This is a genomic window from Paenibacillus sp. FSL F4-0125 (assembly GCF_038008565.1).
In the GTDB taxonomy this organism is placed as follows: Bacteria; Bacillota; Bacilli; order Paenibacillales; family Paenibacillaceae; genus Paenibacillus_AQ.
In genome coordinates, this window is sequence record NZ_JBBOZJ010000001.1 from 3,321,035 (window position 1) to 3,336,657 (window position 15,623).

Sequence of the window (15,623 nt, forward strand, 5' to 3'; positions counted from 1 at the left end):
TTATGGATGAATGGCTGCTTATTTTGATTTATGGCTCTCTTAAGCTCATTTTAGACTTTAGATAATGTTTATCCAATGAGCGTCTTTTCTTTCAACTGCTTAATGTCTGCTCTAGGAGGGGCACCAAACATACGAGAATATTCACGGCTAAACTGGGAGGCACTTTCATAACCTACTCGGAATGCAACTTCCGCTGCATCCGCTGACTCGGATAATAAAAGACGCCGGGCTTCTTGTAATCGCAGCTGTTTTTGAAACTGGATCGGGATCATAGCAGTAACTTCTTTAAAATGTCTATGGAAGGAAGAGATGCTCATACTGGCCGTTTCGGCAAGTTCTTCAATTCGTAATGGCTTATCACAGTTGTTGATTATCTGTTCGATTGCCTCATTCACGCGGTAGGTGCTGCTGCCTTCCAATGCAATTTGTGCCAAGGTAACACCATAAGGACCTTGCAGCAGCCGATAAAGGATCTCATCGGTATAAATCGGAGCTAAAAACGGAATATCATTAGGTTCATCTAGTAAACGAACCAATCGAAGAATCGCATCGAGTATGGATAGATCAATTTTCCCAACAAACATTGCTCGCTTTGCGTTTTCCTTAGAAGCGATCTTAAATTCAGAATCATTAAGCACTTTTAAGATCTGACTCTGTGAAAATCAAGCCTGAAGCTCAGATACGGACGTCGGGAGAAGCCTTTATAATCTTACCGACAACAGGTAAGTTCATGGATGTTATTAGGTAATTGGTAGGCCCATACTCAAAACGCTCTTGTGCCAATAATAACTCTTTTGTTCCTTGGGCAATGAAGCATAAAGAAGGTGTGTACACTCTAAAGATATAACGGAGCAAGCTGCTATTCAAGAAAAAAAATTGGAATTGAGATAAAGTGAGTAATTACTCACTTTTTATTGACTCTCGATTTCTTATGTTGTATATTCGAGTGAGTAATCACTCACTTCACTGATGAACTCTTAAAAAGGAGTAAAAAAATGACACATGATCTATTCGATTCACTAATTGCTGCTCAAAAGACAAAAACAGATAAACAAAAAAAGATAATTGAAATAGCCATTAAATTATTTGCTGAAAAGGGCTTTGCGAATACTTCAACGGCGGAGATAGCTAAGATGGCAAACGTATCGGAAGGGACGATCTTTAAACACTACGGAACAAAAGATAAGCTGTTGCTCTCGATTATACTGCCATTTGTGAAAGATTCTTTACCCTCAATAGCTAATGAGGTTTTTAGTGAAGTCTTAACAGAGGATACGAAGACGTTCGAGCAATTTCTTAAGGGATTTTTAAAGAATAGAATAGAATTTTTTGATAGAAATAAAGAGATCTTTCGAGTGTTTGTGAAGGAAGTTATATATAAAGATGAGCTTAAGAAAGAAATAGGCCCACATTTTATTAAAAATATCTCGCTGCTAATTTCTCGAGTAGTAGAAGAATTCAAGCAACGCGGAGAACTAAAAGATAAACCTACAGATCAAGTTTTGATTTATTTAATGACTGTTTGTGGAAGCTTCTTTGTGTCTCGATTTGTATTGTTTGAGAACTATTCCATAAGGGATGAAGAAGTAGAAAACTTTGTGCATTTCGTAATGGATGGAATAAGAAATCCTTTATCTGAAGCCTCATCCTAATAGCTTACTTAGTCAGAAAGGAGCATTTATATGGCAGTGTTACAGATTGAGCATTTAACAAAAGATTATGGGCATCAGCGTGGTGTGTTCGATGTTTCATTCCAAGTTGAAAAAGGTGAAGTTTACGGATTTTTAGGACCGAACGGAGCGGGTAAAACGACAACGATTCGGCATATCATGGGATTTTCTCGTCCTCAGAAGGGATACACCTTAGTAAATGGATTGAATAGCTGGGAGAGTGCCAGTGATATTCAAAAGAATCTAGGGTACTTGCCTGGGGAAATTGCTTTGCCTGAATCGCTGACAGGTACACAGTTTATTAAGATGATGGCTGATTTACGCGGCATCCATGATATGGCGCATACTAATTATTTGATCTCAAAATTCGAACTTGATCCAGTGGGTAGTTTAAAACGTATGTCTTTAGGGATGAAGCGGAAGCTCGCGATTGTAACAGCATTTATGCATAATCCTGACGTACTTGTTCTTGATGAGCCAACAAGCGGTCTTGATCCCATCATGCAAAATGTATTTATTGATTTTATCAAAGAGGAAAAAGAGAAAGGGAAAACGATTTTATTATCGAGCCATATTTTTAATGAGATTGATGCTACCTGTGACAAAATATCAATTATCAAAGAGGGACGGTTAATTTCAACCTTTATTGCTGATGAGCTTCGTCACAATGAGAGCAAAACCTTTGAATTTGAATTCAACTCCAAAGAAGAGTTTGAGCGTTTTAGTAATGAGGTTCAGTCTCTAAAATACATTGAAGTCGCTTCTCTAAAAGCGCATAACAATCAAGCGGAAATACGAGTGAATGATAACGATATCAACATGTTCATAAGCTACTTATCAGAGTATGATTTGAAGTTTTTCTCAGAGATCAAGTTTACGCTTGAAGATTACTTTATGAAGTTTTATGACCGAAACTCTAATTCAGAGGGAGGTGCCATCGATAATGCCATTAATAGAAATTGAAAAATTGACAAAAGATTATGGCCAAGGACGAGGCATTTTTAACATCAATCTCTCGATTGAAAAAGGTGAAGTATTTGGCTTTGTCGGCACAAATGGAGCAGGTAAAACCACAGTGATTCGACATTTGATGGGCTTCTTAAAGCCTCAAATCGGAAGTGTAAGAATTAACGGAATGGACTGCTGGGAAGACTCGGCTGAGATAAAGAAAATGATAGGCTATACACCTGGAGAAATCGCATTTCCCGATGCTCCAACTGGAACAGAATTCCTGAAACAGCAGGCTGAGCTGTTAGGACTCAAAGATATGACCTACGCAAATACAATCATCGAGAAGCTTCAACTAGATCCAACTGCTAACTTGAAAAGAATGTCCAAGGGAATGAAACAAAAGACAGCAATTGTTGCTACCTTAATGGCTGATCCTGATATTTTGATTCTGGACGAACCAACAACAGGACTTGACCCGCTAATGAGAGCTGAATTTGTAGATATCTTAAACGATGAAAAGAAGAAAGGCAAAACGATATTTATGTCGAGTCATATGTTTGAAGAGGTTGAACATACGTGTGACAAGGTTGCTCTTATTAAAGATGGTCAGATTATTGCTGTGAAATCGACACTTGAGGTTAAACATAATGAAGAGAAGACGTACAAAATAGAGTTTACTTCGCATGAAGACTACCAACGATTTTTAACAGAGCCGTTTAATTGTACCGATCAACGTGAAAGTCAAAATCAAGTCATTGTTAATATACATGATCGTCATATCAATACGCTTTTCAAAGTGCTCAAGGGCTATGAAATCAAGTTTATCACTGAGAACAAGTACACACTCGAAAAATACTTCAGAAGTCTTTACTAAAGGAGGAGAAACTAATGATTAGTAAAACGATCTTTAAGCAAACATTGAAAGCAAATTTTAAGCTGTGGCTTATTTTCACGATAATCATGAGCGTGTTTAGTGGCGTACTGATTGCCGTTTTCGATCCAAAAACGATATCTAGCATGTCGGATATGGTGAAGGACACCCCCCTTGCGAACATGTTAGGATCAACTTCATTCCTTGGCATGCTCTCTCAGACCTTCTATTCGATGCAAGGCGTTATTCTGCCATTGATATTTGTGATTATGACCGCCAACAGTCTTATTGCATCACAGGTGGATAGAGGCTCCATGGCTTACTTGCTATCAACACCAATAAAAAGAAGCACCGTAGTCAGAACACAGTCTATTTATCTGGTAACATCGCTTATTGCAATGTTTACGATTTTATCTATCGTGGGTGTAATTTCTGTTCAGGCTTTTCAGAGCGATATTGATTTCAATATTTCGGATTTGATTATGCTAAATGTAGGTTTATTCCTCTTAATGTTTGCAACCAGCAGTATTTCTTTCTTATTTTCTTGTATCTTCAATTTGTCCAAGAACTCACTCGCTTTTGGTGCAGGAATCCCACTTGCTTTCTTTCTCTTTGAACTGATGGGGAAGGTGGATAGCAGTCTGGAGGGGTTTAAGTATATCTCACTGAATACATTATTTGATACGGATGCCATCATAAATAACGGCGATTACTCGATTCAATTTACATTGCTTGGTGTTATTGGGATTGTACTTTATGCGATAGGCATACGAGTGTTTAAGGAAAAGGATTTGCCTTTATAACATGTGTCAATGATTGAGGTGGGGGCACTCACATCAAAAGGAAATATCTTCTTGTCTACTTTTTAAGATATTCTTGGTAAGGTTAGGGGATATCAATGAATAAGAGGTGATGAGTTGTCATGAGTAAGAAATACTGCTTGTTCTGTGATGAGATCGTCTCCACTGCAACAGATGGCGATTATGATAGGTATTTAGGTTGTAATTGTTCTCCCGACGGGTTCTATAACCTATTGAGGGATAGCTATGAGCCGATTAATTCACTCCCGCATCAAAAGAAACGTGAAATGTTTCATATCATATCGGCTTATATTCGGGAACTGACAGATCGTGAGGAGAAGGTTAGTCTATCGGCTGACGATTTGGAATCCATTGTAATATCCTCAAGAATTCCTGTGACGATTGAAGATAAAGGATTCCGTTTACTGCAATACTTATACAGACATTCTGAGGCTCCAGGAGATACTATCGTTATTCAGCCACTCTCCAGTAGCTATAACCTGACGTATTCGCCTAATCTGCAAGAACTGGTATATATCATAGATAAGCTGATTAACGAGCAGTTTATCATTAGAGAAGGCATGACCTTTAAGCTGACGGACGAGGGATGGAATGAAGCTGCCGCAATCGCAGGCGGCAAAAAGTTAAAACCATGTATCGTTCTACTGTCGGATGCCGAGGAGTTACACACGGAGTGGATGGAAAAGCTGCTTCCAAAAATCGAGCAATTTGGTTATACGCCGCGTTTGTTAAGACATAAAACACAAAACCGTGAACCGTATTCCTTGGAGCTTATTGAAGAAAGTAAACTGATTATCGCAGATTTAACTGGTCAATCCCCTGAAGTGTATTTTACGGCAGGATATGCGCTCGGTTTGAACATCCCGGTGATCTGGACCGTGAATAGCAGCGATGCCGATAATCTTTTTGTACAGGTGAAAAATATTCGTCCAATCGTTTGGGATACAGCTGAAGAGCTGGCAGTTTTACTTCAACAGAAGTTAAGTTTGTAGAGTCCATGTCAAATTTTAATACGAACATCTTACGCAGAAAGAAGCCGCGATACTCGCGGCTTTTTTCTTATCACTACTAAGGTTAATGTCCAACGGAGGATTATTACGAAATCTTTTACTCTTATTGAGGATTGTACCGAGACTCACGAATAGGAATGCTATAATACAATTAAATTCTATAAATTAACAATAGTTTATTGTAGAACGATATATATTTTTCAAATAGACAGAGCCTGTTCTTTGGTTAGAATCAAAAATGGGGGGTTGACCATAATTGCTGGTGGGGACTATTATTTGGATTAAACAAATTTAAGTTAGTCTGAATGCTTTATTTGAACAGTAGGTTGCTCAAGTCGGATGAGCCGAACACTAACAGATAAAAAGAAAACGGTTACAAACAGGCTAATCATTCTCAAGACTTTTAAAATTTGTTCAATTAGTGAATGAATACAATGATAGGTTGAACAGCTGCAAGGGGGCAGATATGAAACCAATATTTAAAATTATGATTGTGGATGACGAGATGCTGGTTAGACAAGGTATAAAACATCTTTTGGATTGGGAACAAGAAGGGTATCGAATCGCAGGTGAGGCTTCTAACGGTCTTGAGGCATTAAGTATGATGGATGAGGTTAATCCGCATATTATTATTACAGATATCGTAATGCCAATTATGGGCGGAGAGAAGCTAGTCAAGATTGTTAAAGAGAAGTATCCTCACGTTGTAGTAATCGTCTTAAGCAGTTTCAGTGAATACGATTATGTTCGTTCCACATTTCAGAATGGTGTAGCCGATTACATCCTGAAGCCGAAGCTGGAAGCCGACTACTTATTGTCCATCCTAAATAAAACTACAGCAAAAATGTCAGGGATGAAGATGGCGGAATCAGGGACCGATCCAGAGGAAAAGAAGGTTTTACTTGCGATTGAGAAGCTCATGACGGGATATGAATCTGTACTGGAACCAACACTGCTACATTCGTGGTTTCCTCATAAACAATTCGCGTTCTTCGGAGCGGATATGAAGCATATTAAAGATTCTGGTGACAAGTTAACGTTCGCAAATGAAATAGAAAGTGGAATCCGCAAGTTCGTTTTAGACAGTGCAGTGTTTATTCGGCTAAGATTTGTTAACGAATCGGTTATTTACCTATTCAATGTTAATCCGGAACAATGGGACGAGCTTGCAATTGAACTCCGTTATTTGATCTCAGAAATCGCACAGCGTGTGCAAGAAACGCATTTTATTATTAGTCAGAGTTTCACGGACTTTGTGAGTCTTGGTGAGATTTATCGAGACAATTATTTAAAGCTTAATCGATACAGTTTCTATTTACCGGAACGAAATCTGATTGAAAATGATCATTTGCCAAGCCTTCCAGGAGCGTATCAGGAAATTGACATGGGAGAATTAATGGATCAGTTGAGACGTAAGCAATTCCAGAAGGCATTTACAGAGTTTCTGGAATATGTTCATCAACGTTCAATGGATTATCGTATGGATATATTCGAATTCAAATCGCTATTGGGGAACTTTATATTTAACGTAGCGACCACACTTGGAAAAATGAAATTTGAGATTGGAGGTCTGGAGGAGACCAAATACGACTACTTCCGAAAAATAGATGAAGCGTTGTATGCTAGTGATGCGATTGCTGTTACTGAAGCATTCATTCATGAAGTGGAGCGCACGATTGGGGAGACGAATCCAGCAGTTAATCCAAATATGACGAAGCTTCTCGAATATATCCAGAATCATTTTGCAGATCCGATTACACTGACAGGGGTAGCTAGACAGTTTCATTTCAATGCTTCTTACTTATCGAGTTATTTTACTGCACATAATGGCGAAGGATTTAGTGAGTACCTGAATAAAGTACGGGTGGAAAAAGCTATGGAGCTGCTTGAGACAACGGAGAAGTCAATTTCTGATATTAGCGCAAGCGTGGGTTACTCAGATCAAAGTTATTTTACCAAAGTATTTAAAAAACAGACTGGCATTTCTCCGAGCCGGTACCGGAGACGGGATGTAGAGCAGTCATGATCGGAGCAATCATCCACAAGCTTAGAAAGCAGGGTTTATTTCTCAAGCTTTTTCTTGTAACTCTCATAAGCATAATTACCGTATCCCTTCTGACATTGTCTATTACCATCCGTATGTCAGAGAGTTTATTCTTAAAGACCTTCAGCATAACGAACGGTAAACTACTGAATCAAATGAAGACAAATCTGGAGTCTTACAACAACGTTGTAGCTACAGGCGCTACTATGACAGCACAAAATGGAGCTGTCCGAAGCTATTTGTCTGGCGGTGAAACGGATTCAGTGACGCTTGCTATCAAAACCTACCAGATGACAGAAGGCATGCGTGCTGTCCGCTCCAACCTCAGTGCTTTTGATGTGGGTATTATGATTGTAGGAGCAAATGGCAGGAGTTATTCAACCGATCCTTGGTATTGGTCTGCTACTGCTGAAGAACTGAAGAAACACCCGATTACGAAAGCGACAGTAGCAAAACCTGAGCAAATCCTGTACCAACTTTATCAAAAAGAAGATAGTAAAACCAAAGCGAAAGAGATCATGTTAGTAGCTTCTAAAGCTCTATTTGATCATTCTACCGGCAGTATCTATGGCACTATGTATATTGCAATTTCTGATAGCGATTTTAAGTCCTTCTACGCCAATTTTACAAGTGAAGGTAATGATGTTGTGTTGCTGAATGGAAAAGGTCAGATCGTATCCAGCAGCAGGACAGAGTTAATCGGGCTGCTCGATCAACAGCTGCTCCAAGAAGTAGTTGATGAACAGAGTGCGGGAGAAAATGGAGAATCTGTCTATATCATGGGGAATGAACGAATAGTGTTCTCTGAATACTTGCCTGAATTTGATGTTTATTTGGTAAATCTGATCGATAAGAAAGCCGTGACCGGTCAGATGGTAAATGCCAAAGCGGTGTCGTTAACGATCATGGCGATCGTAGCCATTTCGCTTATTATTGTATTTTTAATTACAAGGAAAATGACGAAGTCCCTGCGTGTACTCGTTGAACAGATGTCGAGTATTCCCAAGGGAGGGTTCGATAATCATGTAGATGTTGCCACAAGCAGTTATGAAGTTAAGGAGCTGGGTAATGCTTTTAATTATATGCTTGATTCACTACATGATTATGTTGATCGGTTAATGGAGACACAGAAGCAGCAGCGTAATGCAGAGCTGGCCGCACTTCAAATGCAGATCAATCCACATTTTTTATATAATACGTTGGCTTCTATTAAATTTCTGGTACAACAGGGCAACAAGGAAAAAGCTGCTGGAACGATAAATTCGCTAATCTCACTCCTACAAAATACTGTTAGCGATGTTCAATCCACTATACCTGTTAGTCAAGAATTAGAATCGCTGAAGCATTATGTGTTTATCAATCATGTGAGGTACGGCGAGAAGATCCGCGTGAATTATTTTGTAGAGCCTGAAAGCTTGGATTTTCATGTGCCAAAGCTTATCCTTCAGCCTTTTATCGAAAACGCGTTCTTTCATGCATTCAACCTTAAAGATGAGGGAAGAATTCTAATCATGATTGCTGTACAGGAGCATCAGCTTGTATGCGAAGTTGTAGATAACGGAGATGGAATGGATCTTGACCCGAATTTGATGGAAGCGGAGCAGCTACCGGCGTCGAAACACAAACGCCAACTGTTCTCTGGGATCGGTATACGAAATGTAGATGATAGAATCAAATTGTTATATGGAGAGGGATACGGTATTAACATTACAAGCAAACGAAATGAAGGTACGAAAATCATTATTACGCTTCCATTGTTAAAAAACTAAAAATTTTACATGAATCTAAAAATAGTGCCAGAATTGAAATGAGAATCAAAATAGGATCCAATAATAACACCAAAGCTAACAAAGATACTGCCAAAGAAAGCGAATACAAAGTGATAAGATGGAAGCGTAGCAGGGAAAACGCTTCCATCTTTATTATTTTTCAGATTATCAAGGGGGTTAAGAAGTGAAAAAATTATTATCCGTAATGCTGGCTAGTGTGGTACTACTGTCTGCATGTTCCTCAGGTGGAACGAAAAACGATACGAGCAACTCCGGTAGTGAAGGTAATAGCAAGCCAAAAGAGATCACAGTTTGGGCTTGGGACCCAGCGTTTAACATTGCCGCTATGAATGTTGCCAAAGAGGCTTATGCGAAAGTCAATCCAGACGTAACGATAAACGTCGTAGAGAACGCACAGGCTGATATCGTTCAGAAGCTGAACACTGGGCTAAACTCTGGTTCGACGAAGGGGCTGCCTAACATTGTTCTGATCGAAGATTACCGTGCGCAGAGCTTCTTGCAAGCGTATCCGGATTCCTTTTTTGAATTAACGGATGTTGTAAAGGCTGCTGACTTTGCGGATTACAAGATTGGCCCGACCAGTGTTGACGGTAAGCAATACGGTGTTCCATTTGACTCTGGTGTAACTGGAATGTACGTACGGACAGACTATCTTGAGCAAGCAGGCTATAGCCTGGATTCATTACAGGATATCGACTGGAAGCAATATATCGAGATCGGTAAAGCTGTAAAAGAAAAAACCGGCAAAAGCATGATTACGCTTGATCCAAATGATCTTGGGCTTATCCGAGTCATGATCCAATCAGCGGGTGCATGGTACACAGGTGAAGATGGTCAAACTCCGACTATAGCAGATAATGCTGCTTTGAAAGAAGCACTTGAATTGTACAAAGAAATGATGGATTCCGGCATCGTAAAAGTAAACTCCGACTGGAGCCAATTTGTAGGCGCATTCAATAGTGGTGAAGTGGCTACCGTTCCGACAGGTAACTGGATTACACCTTCAATTAAAGCTGAAGCTTCCCAATCCGGTAAGTGGGCAGTCGCTCCACTTCCTAAGTTGGCAGCTACTACAGGCTCCGTTCACGCATCCAACCTTGGGGGCAGCTCCTGGTATGTAATGAATGTAGATGGTAAAGAGGCAGCTGCAGAGTTCCTCTCTAAGACTTTTGCCTCTGATGCTGAATTGTATCAAACGTTGAATACAAAAGTTGGTGTCATCGGTACTTTAAAAGCTGCGGCAAGCGGAGAAGCTTATTCAGCTGCAGATGAATTCTTCAAAGGTCAAAAAGTCGTATCAGATTTCGCAGCATGGACCGAGCAAATTCCAAACGTCAACTATGGCATGAACACTTACGCAATAGAGGACATTATGGTTGTAGCCGTACAATCTTATCTTGGTGGAAAAGATATCGATACAGTTCTGAAAGACGCTCAGAAGCAAGCAGATACCCAAATTCGCTAATCACACTTAGGCTGTACAATCTAAGCCCTTGCTTCTTCTTCTCCTGTAAATTGGATTTCTACAGAAGGATGGGCAGCAGGGGCTTTCATCTCTAATAAATCAGACAGAAGGGTGTGGAGTGGAGTGGAAACTGTAAAGCCAGGGCTAAGCTCTCAAAGACATAAGAGCTCTAAGGGTCAACGGCGAATCCATCTGACAGGCTGGTTATTCGTTCTTGTGCCGGTCATAATGATCAGTATTTTCTATTTTTATCCAATGATTCAAGCTTTAATTTTATCTTTCAAAACAGGCAGAGGAAACAACCTTCATTTTACCGGTTTTGATAACTATATTCGACTGTTTAGCGACACCACTTTTCTTACAGCCGTCAAAAACACTTTCATTTACTTGATTATTCAAGTCCCAGTCATGCTGGTGCTGGCGCTCTTTATCGCCGTACTCCTCAATGACGAAAGACTGAAATTTAAAGGTTTTTTCAGAACGGCCATATTTCTGCCCACGGTAACCTCACTTGTAGCGTACTCCGTTGTTTTCAAATACATGTTTGGAGCCGAAGGCATCATCAATAAATTTCTAGTGAATCTGCATCTAATCAGCGAGCCGATTCAATGGATTACTGACCCCTTCTGGGCCAAAGTTACGATCATCATTGCCATTACTTGGCGCTTTACTGGCTATAATATGATTTTCTATTTGTCATCATTGCAAAATGTCGATAAATCAATTTATGAGGCTGCTCATATCGATGGTGCAAATGCATTTACACAATTTTTCAAAATTACAGTCCCACTATTGAAGCCGATCATCTTGTTTACGACGATAACATCGACCATTGGAACACTTCAGTTGTTTGATGAGGTGGTTAACATCACGAAGGGTGGACCGGGCAATGCAACCATGTCGATTTCCCAATATATTTATAACCTGTCCTTTGAATACACACCTAACTTTGGATATGCTGCAACCGTCTCCTATTCGATTGTTGTAATGGTGCTCATTCTGACGCTTATTCAGAACAAAGTAGGAGGGGATAAGAGATAATGAAAACCAAACGCATGTTTACTTACTTGTTTCTAATCATCGCTGCGCTGATCTCTATCTTTCCATTTATCTGGATGGTAATAAGCGCCACGAACCAGTCGGTTGATGTAACAAAAGGGACAATGTTGCCAGGTGCACATCTAGTTGAAAATATAAACAATCTTTTTAGTTCAGTGGATATGTGGCAGGCTCTTTGGAACTCCGCAAAAATCTCTGTAGTGACTACTGTGCTTTCACTGCTAGTAGCATCGGCGGCTGGATATGGTTTTGAAATGTACCGCAGCCGGAGTAAAGATATCGTATTCAATATTTTACTTGCTTCAATGATGATTCCATTTGCGGCGATCATGGTACCTCTATTTCAAATGTTCGCAAAAGTATCAAGTGTAGTGCCATTTCTTGGTATCGATACAGCAGGTGCAGTCATTCTTCCGACATTTACAACAGCATTCCTAATTTTTTTCTTTCGTCAAAATACAAAAATGTTTCCTAAGGATATGATGGAGGCTGGGCGCATCGATGGTCTTTCGGAATTTGGTTTGTTCTTCCGGATTTATATGCCAACGATGAAATCAACTTACGCCGCCGCTGCGATTATCACATTTCTAAACAGCTGGAACAATTATCTATGGCCTTTGATCGTATTACAATCACCAAAAAATATGACTGTGCCCCTTCTTATCTCGAATCTTGGATCGGGTTATGCCCCTGACTATGGTCTGATTATGTCTGCGATTGTTATTACGACACTGCCGACTGCTCTTGTATTCTTCATGATGCAAAAGCAATTTGTGGCTGGGATGACGGGTTCAGTTAAATAACTTAGCGATTATTTTAAAAGCAGAAGGAGGACAATTAAATGAAGCAGCAGGTTGAACGGAGCGTCGCTCCAAGTCTGGAATGGTTATCAGACCCTTCCATTTATGCCGTTGGCAGAATACATGCACACTCCGATCATCGATATTACGAAACGAAGCTTGAAGCCGAAGCGCTTGGCGAAATGCCCTTTCGCTATAGTCTGAACGGAAGTTGGAAATTTAGTTACGCTCATAATCCCATGGAACGACAGGTGGATTTTTATAAGGAGAGCGTATCCTGCAGAGGCTGGAAGGATATTGAAGTTCCCGGTCATATCCAACTTCAGGGGTATGGGCAGCCTCAGTATGTGAATACGATGTATCCATGGGACGGTCATGAGCATCTTAGACCTCCGAAGATCTCTGAGGACCACAATCCCGTAGGTAGTTATGTGAAGTATTTTGTAGTTCCTACCGGTTGGAAGCAACGTCCGGTGTATATATCTTTTCAAGGAGTGGAAACGGCTTTCTATGTATGGCTAAATGGGGAGTTTGTTGGCTATAGCGAAGATAGCTTTACACCGAGTGAATTTGATCTGACACCGTACTTGACGGAAGGTGAGAATAAGCTGGCGGTTGAGGTCTATCAGCGCAGCACTGGGAGTTGGCTTGAGGATCAGGACTTCTGGCGCTTTTCGGGAATCTTTCGTGAGGTGTATCTATACACCGTGCCTGATATTCATGTACGGGATCTACACGTTCAGACCGATCTGGATGATAAGTTTGAACAGGGAACACTAACCGCTGTCATGCAGTTGATAGGTAAGTCTGCTTCAAAAGTACTCCTTGAGCTTAAGGATAGAGCAGGTAATCTTGTGGCTAGCGATGTGAGTGAAGTTTCAGGAGATACCCTTTCGCTTACGCTTGCAGCAACAAAGGTTCAGCTGTGGAGCGCAGAAGATCCTAATTTGTATATCCTCTATGTATCTGTTTACAACGCATCCGGGGATCTTGTGGAAGTCGTGCCACAAAAAATTGGCTTTCGAAAATTTGAGATGATAGATAAAATTATGCATTTAAACGGCAAACGTATTGTATTTAAAGGCGTCAACCGACACGAGTTTAATCCACGCTTCGGACGCAGCATTACAAAAGAAGATATGTTATGGGACATAAAAACATTAAAGCAGGCGAACATCAACGCTGTGCGGACATCTCACTATCCGAACATGACATTCTGGTATGAGCTGTGTGATGAATACGGTGTCTATGTCATTGACGAGATGAATTTAGAGTCGCATGGATCATGGCAGAAAATGGGGGCTGTTGAACCGTCTTGGAACATCCCCGGCAATAAGCCTGAATGGCAGGATATTGTGATGGATCGCGCGATTTCCATGGTGGAGAGAGACAAGAACCATCCATCTATTCTAATTTGGTCCTGTGGCAACGAATCTTTTGCAGGAGAAGTAATCCTGAACGTAGCGAATTATTTTCGAGAGAAGGACCCTACTCGTTTGGTTCATTATGAAGGGGTATTCCATAACCGGGACTATGATGATTCGAGCGATATGGAGAGCCGCATGTATGCGAAAGCAGCAGATATCGAAAAGTATTTAAAAGAAGATCCGTTAAAGCCATATATTAGCTGTGAATACATGCATGCGATGGGAAATTCTGTAGGGGGATTGCACAAATACACAGAGCTAGAGCAGAAGTATCCAATGTATCAAGGCGGATTCATCTGGGACTATATGGATCAAGTAATTGTGAAAAATGATCGATACGGTAAGCCCTTCATGGCCTATGGAGGAGACTTCGATGATCGTTCAACGGACTACAACTTCTCCGGTAACGGAATTGTGTATGCGGACCGGAGATGGTCCCCGAAAATGCAGGAAGTGAAATTTCTGTATCAGAACATCAAACTGCATCCGGACAGTCATGGTGTTACCATTAGTAATGAGAACTTATTTGTGGGCTTGGATGCTTATGAGTTGAAATACGCTCTGAACTATGAGGGTAGGGTAATCTATCGTGGAACTGCACTTGCCCAGGTTAATCCAGGTGAGGAAAGATATGAAGAAGTTGATCTACCGGATATTAAGAACCAGCCTGGTGAGTATAGCTTGGATGTTTCTCTTGTTCTGAAGGAAGATTCATTATGGGCAAATAGCGGTTATGAAATCGCTTTTGGCCAGCATGTTTTTCAAGTGGGGAATACGTCAGCAGAAGAGTCCCCATCATATGCTAAGCTCACACCTGTCGTGAATGATTTTCGCGTGGTTGAAGGGGATGTCAATATTGGGGTGCATGGCCGTGACTTCTCTGTAATGTTCTCAAAGCAGGCGGGTACATTAATCTCCGTCAAATATTCAGGCCGGGAAATGATCTCTTCACCACCGGCACCGCTTTTCTGGAGAGCAATGACAGACAATGACAAGGGAGCGGGAATGCATTTCGACTCTTCCCCTTGGTATGCAGCAAGCTTGACCCGTAGAACGTTAAGCTTCGAGCTTTTGGAGGAGAAGGACCGTGCGACAGTAACTTATGTGTATAAGATTAGTGTATCAGAGGGAGTGCGGGTAAGTGTAACTTACACAGTGTTCTCCGATGGAAGCATAAAGGTGAAATCAAGCTACCATGGAGCAGCGGGTTTACCAAAACTTCCGATCTTCGCTTTAAGCTTTAAGGTGCCGGCGGATTATCACCAGCTGAATTGGTATGCGAATGGGCCGGAAGAAAATTATATCGACCGCTCGTTTGGGGCGAGACTGTGTCGTTTTCAGAATCATGCGGTGGACAATGTGTCCTCCTATTTGGTACCGCAGGAGTCGGGCAACCGCACAGGTGTGCGCGAAGTATCCATAACTAACGATCATGGCCAAGGGATTATAATATCGGCACCAGTCGCAGCCCCTGTTGAAGCCAATATATCGCCTTATTCGGCAATGGAGCTGGAGAATGCAACGCATCATTATGAGCTGCCGAACATTCATTATACCGTTGTTACGATTGCCGGACGTCAAATGGGCGTAGGCGGCGATGACAGCTGGGGAGCTCCAGTTCTTGATGAATATCAAATTGATCCTTCGGATGATATGGATTTTGAATTTATAATACGCAGAGCATAATTTGAAATGAAATAGGTAATCCAAATGCT

Annotated in this window: 11 protein-coding genes and 1 pseudogene; 11 read left to right on the top strand and 1 reads right to left on the bottom strand. The window is 40.9% G+C overall.

Annotated features, from left to right (window positions below; all coding sequences use genetic code 11):
• Window positions 1-68: 68 nt before the first annotated feature.
• Window positions 69-876, bottom strand: a pseudogene (locus NST74_RS14610) (AraC family transcriptional regulator N-terminal domain-containing protein); the annotation flags it as partial.
• A gap of 119 nt (window positions 877-995) precedes the next feature.
• Here NST74_RS14610 and NST74_RS14620 point away from each other — a divergent pair.
• The 11 genes from NST74_RS14620 (at window position 996) to NST74_RS14670 (ending at window position 15,594) form a co-directional block, all read left to right on the top strand.
• A complete protein-coding gene (locus NST74_RS14620) occupies window positions 996-1,652 on the top strand; it encodes a TetR/AcrR family transcriptional regulator (RefSeq protein WP_341112810.1) in 657 nt (218 codons plus the stop codon).
• A 30-nt stretch (window positions 1,653-1,682) separates the two neighbouring features.
• Window positions 1,683-2,633 (top strand): ABC transporter ATP-binding protein, encoded by a 951-nt coding sequence (locus NST74_RS14625; RefSeq protein ID WP_341112813.1) that lies wholly within the window; start codon window positions 1,683-1,685, stop codon window positions 2,631-2,633.
• Window positions 2,614-3,495 (top strand): ABC transporter ATP-binding protein, encoded by an 882-nt coding sequence (locus NST74_RS14630; RefSeq protein WP_341112817.1) that lies wholly within the window; start codon window positions 2,614-2,616, stop codon window positions 3,493-3,495. Before NST74_RS14625 ends, NST74_RS14630 begins: the two co-directional genes overlap by 20 nt.
• A 14-nt stretch (window positions 3,496-3,509) precedes the next feature.
• Window positions 3,510-4,295, top strand: coding sequence for an ABC transporter permease subunit (locus tag NST74_RS14635; protein ID WP_341112818.1), 786 nt, complete (start codon window positions 3,510-3,512; stop codon window positions 4,293-4,295).
• A 119-nt stretch (window positions 4,296-4,414) separates the two neighbouring features.
• Window positions 4,415-5,305 carry a hypothetical protein gene (locus NST74_RS14640; RefSeq protein ID WP_341112819.1) on the top strand — a complete coding sequence of 297 codons (891 nt, stop codon included), beginning with the start codon at window positions 4,415-4,417 and terminating at the stop codon, window positions 5,303-5,305.
• A gap of 484 nt (window positions 5,306-5,789) precedes the next feature.
• Window positions 5,790-7,349, top strand: coding sequence for a response regulator transcription factor (locus NST74_RS14645; RefSeq protein ID WP_341112821.1), 1,560 nt, complete (start codon window positions 5,790-5,792; stop codon window positions 7,347-7,349).
• Window positions 7,346-9,136, top strand: a complete 1,791-nt coding sequence (locus NST74_RS14650) for a sensor histidine kinase (protein ID WP_341112824.1) — start codon at window positions 7,346-7,348, stop codon at window positions 9,134-9,136. Before NST74_RS14645 ends, NST74_RS14650 begins: the two co-directional genes overlap by 4 nt.
• A gap of 184 nt (window positions 9,137-9,320) precedes the next feature.
• Window positions 9,321-10,622 (top strand): ABC transporter substrate-binding protein, encoded by a 1,302-nt coding sequence (locus tag NST74_RS14655; RefSeq protein ID WP_042127696.1) that lies wholly within the window; start codon window positions 9,321-9,323, stop codon window positions 10,620-10,622.
• A gap of 228 nt (window positions 10,623-10,850) precedes the next feature.
• Window positions 10,851-11,663: a carbohydrate ABC transporter permease gene (locus tag NST74_RS14660; RefSeq protein WP_231574270.1), complete on the top strand. Its 813-nt coding sequence runs from the start codon at window positions 10,851-10,853 to the stop codon at window positions 11,661-11,663.
• Window positions 11,663-12,484, top strand: coding sequence for a carbohydrate ABC transporter permease (locus NST74_RS14665; protein WP_042127700.1), 822 nt, complete (start codon window positions 11,663-11,665; stop codon window positions 12,482-12,484). Before NST74_RS14660 ends, NST74_RS14665 begins: the two co-directional genes overlap by 1 nt.
• Before the next feature lie 38 nt (window positions 12,485-12,522).
• Window positions 12,523-15,594 carry a glycoside hydrolase family 2 TIM barrel-domain containing protein gene (locus tag NST74_RS14670; RefSeq protein WP_341112826.1) on the top strand — a complete coding sequence of 1,024 codons (3,072 nt, stop codon included), beginning with the start codon at window positions 12,523-12,525 and terminating at the stop codon, window positions 15,592-15,594.
• Window positions 15,595-15,623: the final 29 nt, after the last annotated feature.

Bases quoted from the DNA above. Each gene is read 5' to 3' on its own strand.
- NST74_RS14620 (WP_341112810.1), top strand. From the start codon at position 996: ATGACACATGATCTATTCGATTCACTAATTGCTGCTCAAAAGACAAAA.
- NST74_RS14625 (WP_341112813.1), top strand. From the start codon at position 1,683: ATGGCAGTGTTACAGATTGAGCATTTAACAAAAGATTATGGGCATCAG.
- NST74_RS14630 (WP_341112817.1), top strand. From the start codon at position 2,614: ATGCCATTAATAGAAATTGAAAAATTGACAAAAGATTATGGCCAAGGA.
- NST74_RS14635 (WP_341112818.1), top strand. From the start codon at position 3,510: ATGATTAGTAAAACGATCTTTAAGCAAACATTGAAAGCAAATTTTAAG.
- NST74_RS14640 (WP_341112819.1), top strand. From the start codon at position 4,415: ATGAGTAAGAAATACTGCTTGTTCTGTGATGAGATCGTCTCCACTGCA.
- NST74_RS14645 (WP_341112821.1), top strand. From the start codon at position 5,790: ATGAAACCAATATTTAAAATTATGATTGTGGATGACGAGATGCTGGTT.
- NST74_RS14650 (WP_341112824.1), top strand. From the start codon at position 7,346: ATGATCGGAGCAATCATCCACAAGCTTAGAAAGCAGGGTTTATTTCTC.
- NST74_RS14660 (WP_231574270.1), top strand. From the start codon at position 10,851: ATGATCAGTATTTTCTATTTTTATCCAATGATTCAAGCTTTAATTTTA.
- NST74_RS14665 (WP_042127700.1), top strand. From the start codon at position 11,663: ATGAAAACCAAACGCATGTTTACTTACTTGTTTCTAATCATCGCTGCG.
- NST74_RS14670 (WP_341112826.1), top strand. From the start codon at position 12,523: ATGAAGCAGCAGGTTGAACGGAGCGTCGCTCCAAGTCTGGAATGGTTA.